General features: G+C 57.8%; 10 protein-coding genes. 9 read left to right on the plus strand and 1 reads right to left on the minus strand.

Features of this window, described 5'->3' with window-relative positions:
* Positions 1–210: 210 nt before the first annotated feature.
* Positions 211–471, minus strand: coding sequence for a putative signal transducing protein (locus RBB62_RS08685; RefSeq protein WP_309398354.1), 261 nt, complete (start codon positions 469–471; stop codon positions 211–213).
* A 282-nt stretch (positions 472–753) separates the two neighbouring features.
* Here RBB62_RS08685 and RBB62_RS08690 point away from each other — a divergent pair, with 282 nt between their 5' ends.
* From RBB62_RS08690 to RBB62_RS08730, 9 genes are all read left to right on the plus strand, one after another.
* The gene (locus RBB62_RS08690; protein ID WP_309398444.1) at positions 754–1,479 is read left to right on the plus strand and encodes a PEP-CTERM sorting domain-containing protein; all 726 of its coding nucleotides are present in this window, start codon (positions 754–756) and stop codon (positions 1,477–1,479) included.
* A gap of 643 nt (positions 1,480–2,122) precedes the next feature.
* Complete coding sequence (locus RBB62_RS08695) at positions 2,123–3,082, plus strand: sodium:calcium symporter (protein ID WP_309398355.1); 960 nt, start codon at positions 2,123–2,125, stop codon at positions 3,080–3,082.
* A gap of 148 nt (positions 3,083–3,230) precedes the next feature.
* A complete protein-coding gene (locus tag RBB62_RS08700) occupies positions 3,231–3,689 on the plus strand; it encodes an SRPBCC family protein (protein WP_309398357.1) in 459 nt (152 codons plus the stop codon).
* Between the two features lie 63 nt (positions 3,690–3,752).
* Complete coding sequence (gene metX / locus RBB62_RS08705; RefSeq protein WP_309398359.1) at positions 3,753–4,901, plus strand: homoserine O-acetyltransferase MetX; 1,149 nt, start codon at positions 3,753–3,755, stop codon at positions 4,899–4,901.
* Between the two features lie 123 nt (positions 4,902–5,024).
* Positions 5,025–7,022 (plus strand): heparin lyase I family protein, encoded by a 1,998-nt coding sequence (locus RBB62_RS08710; RefSeq protein ID WP_309398360.1) that lies wholly within the window; start codon positions 5,025–5,027, stop codon positions 7,020–7,022.
* A 9-nt stretch (positions 7,023–7,031) separates the two neighbouring features.
* Positions 7,032–8,342, plus strand: a complete 1,311-nt coding sequence (locus RBB62_RS08715) for a trehalase family glycosidase (protein WP_309398361.1) — start codon at positions 7,032–7,034, stop codon at positions 8,340–8,342.
* A 25-nt stretch (positions 8,343–8,367) separates the two neighbouring features.
* Positions 8,368–9,714: an acetylxylan esterase gene (locus RBB62_RS08720; RefSeq protein ID WP_309398362.1), complete on the plus strand. Its 1,347-nt coding sequence runs from the start codon at positions 8,368–8,370 to the stop codon at positions 9,712–9,714.
* 111 nt (positions 9,715–9,825) lie between these two features.
* Positions 9,826–13,260, plus strand: a complete 3,435-nt coding sequence (locus RBB62_RS08725) for a hypothetical protein (RefSeq protein ID WP_309398363.1) — start codon at positions 9,826–9,828, stop codon at positions 13,258–13,260.
* A complete protein-coding gene (locus RBB62_RS08730; RefSeq protein ID WP_309398364.1) occupies positions 13,260–13,973 on the plus strand; it encodes a hypothetical protein in 714 nt (237 codons plus the stop codon). The genes RBB62_RS08725 and RBB62_RS08730 overlap by 1 nt, the downstream gene beginning before the upstream one ends.
* The last annotated feature ends 127 nt before the right edge of the window (positions 13,974–14,100 follow it).

Raw genomic sequence — 14,100 nt, forward strand, 5'->3', positions numbered from 1 at the left:
AGTCTCCAGACAAGCCGCCCCCTGCCTCTACGCCTTACGTTATCTCGAAAGGTGGCGCAATCAGCCTGTCCCACAAAGCGGGATCTCGATCCACAGCTTCATCGGCGTGGGCTAGCAACGTGCCGTTGCATCCATCGATTTGCCCATTGGGCAAATGGCCTATCCACGACTAAAGGTAGGGCGCAGTCTCCAGACAAGCCGCCCGCTGCCTCATTCACTTGGCTCAGACATTTGCCCATCGGGCAAATCCTCGGATGCATCATCCGCCAGCCCCGCGATGATCTCACGCGCGGCCTTGGCGTCCTCCTCATTGAAGACGCAAATATTAGGGTACATCACGGGTATCGGAATCTCCGTGGTCATGGTAATGGCATTCCAATTACGGACCATTGTTGGAATACCCGCGCTTTCGAGCATGCTGTTGTAGAGCCCCACTCGCGCGGAGCTCATATCGCGGAATACTTCGATCATCTTATATCCAACTTTACCAAGCGACAAAACCAAGTCAAGGTGCCAACCATGTCTCGACCGTCCATGCGCCTAATCTCCCGCAAAAATTATGGCATTTTATCGAATCCCCTATAATTAATCGAAAAATCACCCAAAAAAACGCCTAAGTCGTTATATTTAGAATTGACGCCCCCTTCATCAAACCCTTTACTCCTACACCAAACTGAAAACTGCCCAACAATTATGTCCCCTAAAATATTAACACTCTCAATCCTACCTTTCACCCTAAGCCCATTGTCAGCGGTGACCATCGCCAACATCGGCAACGGTGACGAAATCACCAGCGCTTACGCCGCTTTCCAAGGAACCAAAAACACTTGGGAAGACCCGGAAACCGGCTCCATCATCAGCCCATCCTCCGCCAACTATGTCGGTCCGGAGTTCTATGGTTTCTACGGCGCGGAGCTCAACGACGCTGAGTTCACCGGCTCGATCACGGGCGCTGCAATCAGCACCTCGCCAGACTACCTAACCGTCTCCACCAATATGACCGGCGAGACTGGAACCGGCGCCATGCTCTTTGTGCCAATCCTGGAGGTAACCAACGTCAGCGCGATAAACTTCTTCGAGTTCGCCGTCCGTGGCAGCGGCTCCGGAGCGAATACCCAAACCTTTTTGCGATTTGTGGTCCAACTGGACGACTCCAGTTACGTGATCAGTAACGAAATCTCCTCTCCCTCGGGCAGCGTCACCCAGTATGACATCGGCACCCTGAGCTGGAACGAATACGCTCCCGCTACCGACGCTTGGGCTATCGGCGCAAGCTCCAGCTTTGATGGCACGGGCAACATCACTGCCGTCGGCTTTTATCTGACCGAGGTGTCCGACCTCACCGCTGGCGGAGCCAATCCCGCCACGGGCACCACGGCTTTCACCGTCGACGGGGATGTCATTCCCGAGCCAAGCCACTACGCCCTCCTCGCGGGACTCGTGACCCTCGGCCTCCTCGCACGTCGTCGTCGTGGGTAAATAATTTCTCCGCAACTAACCTAAAGGCGCCCGCTACTAAGCGGGCGTTTTTTTTCGGCCTATCGCCAAACAAAAATAAAACTTTGTTCACTTTTATCTTGTTCACTCCTCAAAAATCTACATACTGAACATTTTAACAACACAACCATCCATCCCTACCGCCATGAACTCCCCCCAACCAACTTTCCCCATCTAGCTTTCGGGCGGCCATGATTTGCCGCCCTAACCGGCTGCTCGCGACTGCGCGCAGCGTTGCACCCGCCGACCGGGCCCATTTGCCGCCGTCTTGGTGACAGCATTTCCGCGGCAACGCCCACAGGGTTTAATGCAAGACGCTCCCTCACCAGAGCCTTGCCCAGCGCCGTCCCAGTCTATGCCAGCTTGCAGCCTGCGCCCGAGCGATCCCCCATCATGCTCGCCCCCAGCAAAACGAGCCTTGCGCCGTATTCGCTGGCCCTACCTGCGCCCATCTGGCGACAGGGCGGGACCTACTGTTCCTTGTCAGTTCGATTTTACGCGTCAATGCCCCCCCCCCTCCCCGCCTCAAAACGGATTTTAACCGTTAAGAAAAAGTGAAGGATGCGCATCAGAAGAAAAAATCTTTCACCTGGTCCGCAACCCGCTTTTGATAAGGCGCTTTCGAGTGGTTTTAGACGTATTGCAGAACCCGGCCTATTTGCTGAGCCTGTTCCTGGTTGCCTCGGTCCTCATGATCTGGCGGCTGGAGGAACTGTCGAACGGCGGCATGGAGGGCACGGTACTGGGCAACCTCGTCATGCCTTACCTGAGCGGTTTGGGCAATTTGCTGTTCGTGGCCGTCGTGCTGCGCACGCATCAGCCCGGCGATCAGGTGATGACCAACTGCCTCGTCAACAACGCCACCAACCTGACCCTGCTCCTCGGCCTGCCCGCGGTCATCTGGGGCCTCAGCCTCGCCCCCCGTGGCAAAGCCAAAAAGGCCAAACAACAGGCCGAGCTGCACCGCCTGGCCCTGCTGCTCACGCTGCTCGCCATTTTCTTCTTCGGCGGCATCACCTGGGCCCTGGGCAAGGATGGCGTGCTCGACTTTGGCGACGGCCTCGCGCTGATTGCCTTGTTCTTCCTGTGGCAGCTTTTCCACGTGTATGAAGTGCTCAAGGAAAACGTCCGCAGCAGCAGCCGGTTCAACCCGTGGCTCATCGTAGAGTTCACCCTGCTCGCCCTGGGCGGCTACGGCCTGCTGTTTAGCATCACCGGGCTCGTTGATTGGCTGTCGGCCATCGAAACGGGCTTCATCAGCCGGGAAAACCTCGGCCTGCTGACCGGCCTCTTGATGGCCCTGCCCAACGCCATGTTGTCGATTTTCTACGGTGCCCGCAAGGAGGCCGACGTCGTTTACAGCGCTCAGGCAGGCGACGCCCATGTCTGCATCCCGCTCTGCATCGGCCTCTACGCCGTGGTCAAGCCGCTGCACCTCGGGGAAAACTTCACGCCCGGCATCCTGATGATTGCCGGCGTCGCAGCCTTCCACGTGATCAGCCTCGCGCTCTTCCGGCGTTTACATCGCGTGAGCGGCGCCGTGCTGATCGTGCTCTACGGCCTGTTCCTTTATTGGAACGGCTGAGTCCTGATTGCCCCATAGCAGGAACGCGAAGCTTCAGCGAGTGTACGCCGCCGCTCAGCAAACGTGTCGCTCGCTGAAGCTTCGCGTTCCTAGCCTGACAATCGCTTCTCTCAGTTGCAAAATCACGCCGCTTGGCTTGGGTTTGCGCATGTGGCATTCGATCCGCACCGAGTTAACCCTCCCCCTCCCGCGCGATGAGCTATTCGAGTTTTTCTCTCAGGCCGAGAACCTGGAAAAGATCACTCCGAATGAGCTCGGCTTCCGCATCCTCACCCCGCTGCCCATCGCCATGCGGCAGGACGTCGTGATCGACTACCGCATCCGCCTGCATGGCCTCCCGATGCGCTGGCGCACGCTGATCCCCGTCTGGCAGCCGCCGGTCGAGTTTGTCGATGAGCAGATCAAGGGCCCCTACAAAACGTGGATTCACCGCCACTCCTTTGAAGAACTCGGCCCCCGCGAAACCCGCATGACGGATTACGTGCGCTACGAGCTGCCCTTCACGCCGCTGGGTGACCTCGCCTACCCGTTCATTAAGCGGCAAGTCGAGGGTATCTTCCGCCATCGCAACGAGGTCATCCCGCAATTGTTGTTGCCCAACGCTTAGCGCATTTAATGTCGGCGAAATGAACTTGCCCCCGGACGCTCGGGATTAAACAGTCGTGCCAGCATGAATGATGCATCCGCCTATCTTGAACAAGACACCTCCGGCGAGGTCGGCCTCGTCGCCTGGCAGGACTATGTTCACGAAAAGCCCTTCACCTGCGAAGGCGGCGGCGTGCTGCCCGGTTTCACCCTGCGCTACGAAAGCTACGGCCGCCTCAACGCGCAAAAGACCAACGCCATCCTGATCTGCCACGCCCTCAGTGGCGACCACCACGCTGCCGGCGTCCACGATCTCCACGATAAAAAGACCGGCTGGTGGAACACCATGATCGGCCCGGGCAAGCCCATCGACACCAACGAATATTTCGTTATCTGCTCCAACTGTCTGGGCGGCTGCCAGGGGTCCACGGGCCCATCGAGCATCAACCCGGCCACCGGCAAACGCTATTGCCTGGATTTCCCCGTGGTCACCATTCGCGACATGGTCCGCGCGCAAAAGCTACTCATCGAGCACCTCGGCATTAAGCAGTTACATGCCGTAATCGGTGGCTCCATGGGCGGCATGCAGGTTCTCCAATGGATGACCGAATATCCCGACGCCATGCAGCTCGCGCTGCCGATGGCCACCACCGCCCGGCAAAACGCGCAGGCCATCGCCTTCAACGAGGTTGGCCGCAGCGCAATCATGCAAGATCCCGATTGGAATGCTGGCGATTACGGTGAAGGCCAAGGCCCCCACGTCGGCCTCGCCATTGCCCGCATGATGGCCCACATCACCTATCTTTCCGACCGCGGCATGGACGACAAATTTGGCCGGCGCAAGCGCTCCTCCGACGCCCGTGAGCTCTTCGACATCGAGTTCGAAGTGGAGAGCTACCTGCGCTATCAGGGCAAAAGCTTCGTCAACCGCTTCGACGCCAATACCTACCTGTATTTCACCAAGGCGCTCGACCGCTTCGACCTATATTGCGAAGACGGTCGGCTCGAAGACCAGCTCGCCGCGGTAAAATGCAAGACGCTCGTCATCGGCTTTAAGACGGACTGGCTGTTCCCCCCCCAGCAGAACCGCGACATAGCCCAAGCCCTCCTCCGCGACGGCAAGCACGCCACCTATGCCGAGATCGACAGCGACCTCGGCCACGACTCCTTCCTGGTCGATGCCCCCGAACTTGAGGCCCTTATCCGCCGTTTTCTAAGCATCGCAGCCAAGTAAACCGTCCAGGCTGCATAAGGGATCCATTGCGCCAGCCACAAACTGAATCAACAGTGTGAGCAGATCATCATTTGGCATGGCTGTTAGTATCGGATTGAATATTCCGCATACTCAACAAACCCCATGTGTAAACTCCCCGTATCGATCGCACTGGGCCTCTCTCTGGCCTTCAGCAACTTTAACGCATCTGCCCAAACGGCTTCTGAAGACTTCGAGGACGGCAGCGTATCGCCGTTCAACATCGAGGTCATCAGCGGCAATACGGCGGAGATCATCACGCCCACCGGTTTCCCGGCCCGCTCCGGCAGCAAGGTGCATCACTTCGTCTGGAATTCCGCCAATTACAATGGCAACCGCTCCAGCAAGAGCGTCGAAGGCTCTTCCGGCTTTCACTTGGATCGCATCACGGGCGAAGGCTGGCTCGGCTTCAGCCTCTACGCGCCGGAGAGTTTTCCCACGCCGGGCAAAGCAATGGTGCTCGGCCAAATCCACGCATGGCATTCCAGCCTGCCCGCCACCAACATCACCATCACGGTCGGCGTTGAAGCCAGCGGCGCACTGATTCTGGAAGGTGCTTATGGCGTTGGCGATGGCAGCAAGACAGTCACGGTTTATTCCGAAATCGCCCCTCAGCTGACCAAAGGTGAGTGGCACGACTTGATCCTCTACTGCAAGTTGTCCCGCGCCGAAACCGGCATTCTCCGCGCTTGGTATGACGGCGCGCCCGAAGCCTTGCCCACCGTCGAATACACCGGCATCAACCTCGGCAACGGTGCCTGGACCAGCGACGAAGAGATGACCAACGGCGCGTATGTTAAATGGGGGCCCTACTGCTGGGATCACTCCAACTACGACGCCAACGAAAGTCGTGAAATCTTCTACGACGACATCGCCTACTTTGTCGGCAACCCAACCAACGCTTTTGATTTGGTGAAGCCGACGGACTACGGAACCGGCTACACGATGCCCGAGCTGGGCGACGCAGTCTTCACCGAAACCTACAACGAGATGACCACCGGCTCCTGGCCAACCGGCTGGAGCGTCGGCAAGGATTCGTCGACCAATATCTTCGTCCGCGAGTCACCCAGCGCGACCGACAAAAGCATGCAGTTCTATGATGGCAACCCCGTCGGCGAAATCGAAGCATGGCGCAGCATTCCAGACCTCACCGCGCCCTTTAATCTGCATTGGAGCTTTAAGCAAACTGGCGGCGGCTCTCTGCTCGGTGAAGGTCATCACATGGGCCTGCTCTCGGGTAGCGATTTTGCCGTCGAGCTACTGACCTTGAGCGGCTACCTCGTCTATCGCGACGGTGATAACATTTACCACGCGCTGGCCCCCGTCGCCACCGGTGCCTGGCACGATGTGGACGTGGTGGTGAATCCAGTCCACGGCGTAGCCGATGTCTATCTGAACGGCGTGCGCGTGCTCAGCGGCGCATCCTTTACGATGCCTGCCAACACGTTTGACGGCCTCCTCTTTGGCACGAGCAACGAGTCTTACACTCACCACCTCTACATAAACGACATCGTGATCTCCAACCTCGCGCCGATCCTCGATGAAAGCTTCAACGAAATGGAGACCCGCTCCCGCCCAGAAACCTGGATCTATAAGATGGACAGCAGCACCAACGTCGCCGTCCGCGAAACCCCGAGCGCCACGGATAAATCCGTCCAACTCTGGGACGGAAATACCAACGGATACCCGCGCATGTGGAAAAGCTTTGTGCCGCAAAGTAACCCCGTCACCGCCAGTTGGAGCTTCCGCGAAAACGGCATCGTCGACGGCCACGTGATGCGTATTCAATCAGGCGAAACCCCCGCGATCGATTTGGTAACCGACGGCCTCGGCAACTTGCTTTACCGCCAAGCCGATGGCAGCGACGTGATTCTCAGCGCCATCCCCGCCAACAACTGGCACTTGGTCGAAGCGACCATCAATCCTGCGACAGACCTCACCAATATCTACGTCAATGGCGTGCTTTGCCTCGAAGACGCAGCGCTGAGCAACCCCGTCGATTTCGTCGACCGCGTTTACTTCGGCTCCAGTGACACGCCCGCCAGCTATCACCTTTACGTGAACGATGTCCGCATCGATTCGGCCGAAATTCAAAATCCCTGATCCATTTTCATGAGCAACCCAACCATCAGTGACCACGCCATCGACCAAGTGTGCGACTTCATCGCCGCACATTGGCAGGACACCGTACGCGCCTGCCCGGCTGACGACGGAACGCTGATCGGGCTCCCCCACCCCTACACGATTCCTTGCCGCAAAGGCGCGTTCCAGGAGCTGTATTATTGGGACACGTATTTCACATCGCTCGGCCTGTTGGCCAACGGCCAAGGCGAACTCGCGCTCAACAACACGCGCAACCTGCTCGCCCAAGTCGAGCGCTACGGCTACGTGCCCAATGGCAACCGCACTTACTACCTGACGCGCTCGCAGCCACCTTACCTGGCGCCGCTGGTCGATGTCGTCGCTCGTAATTTGGAACACCCAACGCTAACCGCCGAGGCCTATCCATTGCTCAAGCATGAGCACGAATTTTGGTCGAAGCAACGTGCGACGCCCACCGGTCTGTCGCGTCATGGTCAGCAGGCAACAGACGAGGAGCTCATCGCGTTTTTCGAAACGATCAAACACCGCCTGGGCCTGAGTCACCGCAAGCCGGAAGATTGCCTTGCCGAGACTGCGCGTGCGATGGCGGAATGCGAGTCGGGCTGGGATTTCAACTCCCGCTTTAGCGGCCGTTGTCCGGACTTTTGCCCGGTTGATTTAAACAGCAACCTCTGGCTTTACGAAAAGCTCTTGGCCGAATGGGCACCCGCAAATGAGGCCGTGTATTGGCAAGCAAAGGCCGATGCGCGCGCCGCGCTCATCAACGCATATTGCTGGGACGAAGAACGCCAGATGTTCGCGGACTATAACTTTGCCAAAGGCCGACGCAGCACCGTCGTCAGCTCGGCAGCGCTCCAGCCGCTATGGGCGGGCCTCGCCACCGAAGCCCAAGCCGCCGCTGTCGTGAAGAACGTCTTGCCGCAGCTTGAGCACGCCTACGGAGTTGCCACCGGCGTTCCGAATGACGCGCCGCAACAGTGGGACTACCCAAACGCGTGGGCCTGCATTCAGCACTTGGTCTATCGCGCGCTGGACCGCTATGGCTACGTGGAGGACGCGCGCCGCATTGCCCGTAAATATATTGCCAGCGTCTGCCAAACGTTTGCCGCGACCGGAGACCTGTGGGAGAAATACAATGTCATCAACGGCACGCATCACACTTTGGAAGAAGCGGGCTATCTGATCAACCCGGACAACCTCGCCACGGCAGAAGCCACGACTGAATCCGCCGAGCCACCTGCCATGATGGGCTGGACCGCCGGTGTCTTCGTCGACGCTGTTGCCTACATCAGCGCCAGCCAACCCGCAAGCATCGCCTAGCCAGAACATTTTTAGAAATACCCAAATGGAATTCAAACAGCCAATCCTCATCGCGCTCCTTGCCGCCCTCCCCTGGGCACCCGTCCATGCCGCCAAAACGCAATACAGCGTTAGCGGCGATCATGCGGACGGCATTTACGCCGAGGGCGAAACCGCAGTTTTTCAAGTAAAGCGTGAAGAAGCCGCCATCGGCCAAAGCGCCGAATATCGCATTTGGCAAAACCGCTGGGACACCATCACCACGCAACCGCTCGATGCCCAACTTGCCGAGGAAAACATCAACTTCTCGCCGGATGGAAATGGCTGGTATCGCTGCTCAATTCGTCTGCCCGAGGTAAGGCGCCCAGCGGCGGAATCCGGCATCGTGGTCGCTCCGGAAAAGTTTCAGCCGTCCATGCCCGCGCCGGAAGATTTCGATGCGTTCTGGACTGCGCAAAAAGAGCGACTCGCGGCCTCGCCCGCCACCCCGATCATCACGCCGCTGACGCCCGAGCAATTTAAACTCGAAGCGAAGAATCCGGATCACCGCAAGAAGATCGAGCGCATTGCCGAGAAAGGCTTCACCTACGCGAACGTCGAAATCCCCTGCCTCGATGTCCAGCCCGTGCGCGGCTACTACTGTGCGCCCAAAGACGCAGCGCGCGGCAGCACGCCCGCGATCATTCTCTTCCACGCGGCTGGCGTTAAAGGCGGCTGGTGCCGCTCCAGCCTCGTCCAAGCGCTGTCAATGGCGGAGAAATACAACGCCATCGTGATCGACATCAACGCCCACGGCATGCTCAACGGCCAACCACAGGCCTACTACGACGATCTGGAAAAGGGTGAGTTGAAAAACTACCGCCATCAGGGCAACCAGAGCCGTGACGATTTTTACTTCCTGGGCATGTTCCTGCGCCTCATGCGCGCCATTGATTTCCTCTGCGCGCAACCGGAGTGGGATGGCCAGCATTTGCTCGCCTACGGCATCAGCCAGGGTGGCGGCCAGGTGCTCGCCGCAGCAGGGCTCGATCACCGTGTTTCCGGCGCGGTCGCCATCGTCCCCGCCTTGTGCGACATCTCCGGCAACGTGGCCGGATGGCCGGGCCTTGGCAATGCGAAAGCAGGCACGCCAGAAGCGGAAGCCATCGCCAACACCATGCGCTACTTCGACGCTGTTAATTTTAACGCCCGTTCTCAGGCTGACACGCTTATGGCCGTGGGCCTCATTGACACCACCTGCCCACCGCCTGGCGTTTATGCCGCCTATAATCAGTTGGACACGCCGAAACGCATCATCAGCGCTCCCGATCAAGGACACCACCAAATGTCCATCCCCAACAGCCAACTTCGCCGCGAATACGAGAACTTCATCAAGGAACAGTTGAAGAAGTGAGCGTAGAGCCGATATATTAATAACCAAGAACCCCTGCCCCTCATGCCAGCAAAAATCAGACAGAGCAAACGCCCCCTGGCTCGCCCTACTCGACACAGCGGTTTCGCACTAGTGATTGCAATGCTCTTGATGGGCATGATGGTCCTGCTCTTAATTTCCTTAACGACGCTGACCAAGGTCGAGACGGAGCTTTCCACGCAGAAAAAGCAATCATCCATCGCGCGGGAAAACGCACTGCTCGCGCTCAACATCGCCTTGGGCCAATTGCAGAAATACGCCGGCCCGGATCAGCGTACCACCGTCCGCGCCGACATCGACGCCAACCTCGTCGACACCACCGGCGCCAACGCCCAGTGGATCGGCGTTTACGGCAATGGCGCGCCTGTTGACTACAGCGAGTTGCCGTCTTCCGTATCGACAACCATTGCAAATAATTCCGACAGCAAGGGCTCTCAAGCCAAGTTGCTTAACTGGTTGGTGAGTGGTAACGAAGGCGTCGACTTCACACCTGAAACCGATGTCGCCGACGATGGCCACATCCTCAACGCGCCCAGTTCCTTCGCATTTACGCCCATCAGCACTGTGGACCTCAGCCAAGCAAGCGCCTTTCCCTCTGACACCGACACACAGGTTCTCCTGCTCGGCGAAGCTGCCGCTTCTTCGGTTTATGATTACGTGGCGGCGCCGCTAGTCGATATCACTAACGACGCGAATTCGGCCACCAGCGGACGCTATGCCTGGTGGGTTGGCGATGAAGGTGCCAAGGCCAACGCGACACTCGGCATGGCCGACACCGCAAACCTCGACAAAGCATTCGTCAGCGCGCAACGCACGGCCATCGAATTGATGGACAAAGACGATTACCCCACTTTCACATCAAGCCAGTTAATCGGCGATAATTTCAACCCGTCGTCGGAGAGTTTATCGCTGCTCAACTCGCTCAACGAATTGTCCTTCCTCGCGGTGAACGACTCCAGCGAAATGATCGACGCCATGCAGGCCAACCCACACGCGATCACCATTCATTCCGAAACACTCTTGGTCGATAGCTATGCAGGCGGCTTGAAGCAAGACCTCTCCGCTGCGCTCGCAACGAGTGCGATCTCCCCCGCCGACAGCGACTACATTTTCGAGCCAGATGCAGACGACGCCAATGACAGCTTCGCCGTGCCAACCTGGGGTGCCCTCCGTTCGTTCGCTCAAACCACCACCCCCAGCTCAGGTGGACTGGAACCCCGCGTCCCCACCACGACCGATGTAGGCGTCTCGCCAGTGCTCACCTACTTCTCGCTGGGCCTTCACTACGTAGCGCCAGAAGGACGCTACGAAGGCGCGCCCATACGCCTGGCGATGTTTCCGCTCGTCGTGCTCTGGAATCCCTACACGACCACGCTTAAAGCACATACTTATGAAGTCGGCCTCAACCGACCTTTTCACGCCTGGTATCAGCTTCAAGTTTATGATGAAGATGCCGGTGAGTGGAAGGAAAGAGAGTCGGTGAGCTTTAACCGGGGCGCAGGCATCAACAGCCAATGGGATAACAACACCTACGTTCGCTTCGCCATTGATTGCCCGGACATCCCTCCAGGTGCCAGCCTCATCTTCTCCTTACAAGGCAGTGAGAGCGGAGCCACCTACGACGCCGACGCCAATGATGAACCTAAAAATGTCCTGACCAACGGACTTTACAGCGCAGGGCATGTGCTCTGCGATTTTGGCAACAACGCGATTTATATGGAGGCCGATGAAGTGGATGCCCAATTTAGGGTCACAGGCGCATACCTGTATCATCCAGTTAATAGTAGCTACGGAATGTCCGGCGGTGAATTATCCGCATATCTGGGTGAAGTCGTATCCACCGGCCCCCTCGGCTACGAAACCAGTGACAGCAATGACAAGCAATGGCATCAAACCATCTCGCGAATTTCGCCAGCGCAGGACAGCGCTAACAATACCGTGATGGTTGGCAACAGCGCTCGAAACGAATTCCTCCAGGCACCTGCGCAACTCGATGAGTTTGCGGTCCAGCCAAGTTCGGTCATGTATATTGAGAAGAACTTTGCTGCGGCCCCACCTTCGTCTTCGATTTACACTGACGTGCGCTGGATTGCTCAAAGCAACCCACGCTCACTTTACATCACCAAGACAAGGAGTGACTCCAGTAACCCATCCAACTTCAGCGCCGGCGGAGGAATGGAAAGCCCATGGATGACATTTAATGCCGAAACCAGCGGTAAGCGCGCCTCGGCGGGAACCAGTCTGGACTCAGTTACTGGCATCGTTGACGCTACCTTATTTGAGTTCCGCTCCGAAGACCAGCCGTTGCTTGCGCTGGGCCAGTTGCAACACGCCAACTTGTCTTACATCAATACCTACCCGGCCTACCCCATTGGCAATAGTCTGGCTGATTATCACTTCCGCAATGCGCGTGATCAACTCCGTCTGACCTATTCTGGCGGCGTTCAATCCCCGAGTGATAAAATCACCTCCTACTACGATATATCCTGGCTGCTCAATCGCGCGCTGTGGGACCGCTACTTTGTCTCCACCATTCCCAATGCTGGTACTGGCAAAGCGACCGACACCAGTTTGAGCGATATCCCTGCCGAGCTGCCCAATGCACGCATTGCATCCAACGATACACTCACGGACGCAGAACTGCGTGATGCCAAACTAGCCGCTGCCGGGCTCACCCTTAAGGGCGGCTTCAACATCAATTCAACCTCCGAGCAAGCTTGGCGCGCAGTTCTGGGCGGCATCAATCAACTACCCTACGATCCCGAAAGCGACACCGCTTCAAGCAGTAAACTCGGCGCAGCCCTGCCTCGCTTCAGTCGGCCCACCGAGGTGCCCAGCATTGACTCCACGCAGGCCTGGGGCTGGCAAGGCTATCGCCAGTTGACCGATGAGCAAATTGCCGAGCTCGCCAAAAACATCGTCGCAGAAATTCGCAACCGCGGACCATTCGTTTCACTCGCAGACTTCATCAACCGTCGCCTCGTGAACAACGCCAGCACCGCTGACGACGAACGCTTCAAAGGCGCACTGCAAGCCGCCATCGATGCGACCTACTCTGGCTCGGCCGCTGTCAACCGCGGCGAAGACAACGCCTACGGCAGCAGTGGATCCAACCCCTTCCACCACCAAACTGGCGAGCTGCCCAACTACACCGGGGGCAACCTCGACCTCGAGCTCATGCAAGGCTATAAAGGCACGCTCGACGGCGAGGTCCCCTACGGCTCCACGTCCGCTTTCGCACCGCAGTTCCTCACTCAAGCCGACGTATTGTCCGCCATCGGCGCCGGGCTGACCGCACGCTCGGACACCTTCGTCATCCGCACTTATGGTGAGGCGCTAAACCCACTTACCCAAGAGGTGCAAAGCCGCGCCTGGTGCGAAGCCATTGTCCAACGCCAGATCGATTACATAGACTCTGAGTCGAATGCTCCTGAAGACACGCTCGACGACCTCACTCTGCAAAACCGGTCCTTCGGCCGCAAATTTCAAATCGTATCATTCAGATGGCTCACCCCCGAAGAAATTTAATGCCCCACCACTCCCTATTCAAAGCCAGCCTCCTTGGTCTGGGCATCGCCTTGGCGAGTGCTACCGCTTTGGCGCAAGACGCCGTCGAGACGACTGCCAGCTTCCGCACCCTCGCCCTTGGCAAAACACTCTCGAATGTATTCTACGACATCGATGGCAAGCCGAAGACCATCATGGCCGGCAGCTCGGGATTCTCCTCGCCTTACCAAACCGAGATCGGCGAGAAGGTTGAAATCTATCGCGAAATTCCTGGCGAAAAACCGACTGACCCGCCACAGAAACTTTCAATTGCCGACTTCACACTCCCGGACGCGGGCCCCTACCTCGTCCTCTTTCACGTCAATCCGCTGGACACGAACAACGTGCTCATCAAGGTCGTCAACGACTCCTGGGAGCTGCATCCCGTCGGCTTCATGCGCGTGTTCAATTACTCGCCACGCCTGGCGATGATTAAGATCGGCGACGAGGTGGCAGAGCTCAGAACCAGCGACTCACATCAGTTTCCTTATTCGGACAAGCTCCAAGTTTGGCTGCAAGCCGCAGTCCTGGAAAAAGAAGAATGGGCATTGCGCGTCAGCGCACCGCAAGCGCTGATTCCCAATTCACGCTCAACGATTGTCCTCGTGGATCAGGAACCGTCCGAAGACCGCCCCGTGACTGAAGAGCTGCTTGTGCGCAACTTTATCGAGCGCGCCCCGAAGCCGAAAGAATAAAGTAGAGCGAAGTGTTGCCCAAGTGCTCTAAAAAGGCTGATCGAGTCGGTGAGGTGCATTCGAGAGTTTGCAGTATCAATTGGTGCAATGTAATTGATTTAAACAGGAAGATCGGAAAGAACGGGAA

This window comes from Cerasicoccus maritimus (assembly GCA_031296935.1).
Taxonomy (GTDB): domain Bacteria; phylum Verrucomicrobiota; class Verrucomicrobiia; order Opitutales; family Cerasicoccaceae; genus Cerasicoccus; species Cerasicoccus maritimus.

Excerpts from the sequence above, each read along its gene's own strand:
- RBB62_RS08685 (WP_309398354.1), bottom strand. The coding sequence starts at position 471 with ATGATCGAAGTATTCCGCGATATGAGCTCCGCGCGAGTGGGGCTCTAC.
- RBB62_RS08700 (WP_309398357.1), top strand. The coding sequence starts at position 3,231 with ATGTGGCATTCGATCCGCACCGAGTTAACCCTCCCCCTCCCGCGCGAT.
- RBB62_RS08710 (WP_309398360.1), top strand. The coding sequence starts at position 5,025 with ATGTGTAAACTCCCCGTATCGATCGCACTGGGCCTCTCTCTGGCCTTC.
- RBB62_RS08730 (WP_309398364.1), top strand. The coding sequence starts at position 13,260 with ATGCCCCACCACTCCCTATTCAAAGCCAGCCTCCTTGGTCTGGGCATC.
- RBB62_RS08720 (WP_309398362.1), top strand. The coding sequence starts at position 8,368 with ATGGAATTCAAACAGCCAATCCTCATCGCGCTCCTTGCCGCCCTCCCC.
- metX (WP_309398359.1), top strand. The coding sequence starts at position 3,753 with ATGAATGATGCATCCGCCTATCTTGAACAAGACACCTCCGGCGAGGTC.
- RBB62_RS08715 (WP_309398361.1), top strand. The coding sequence starts at position 7,032 with ATGAGCAACCCAACCATCAGTGACCACGCCATCGACCAAGTGTGCGAC.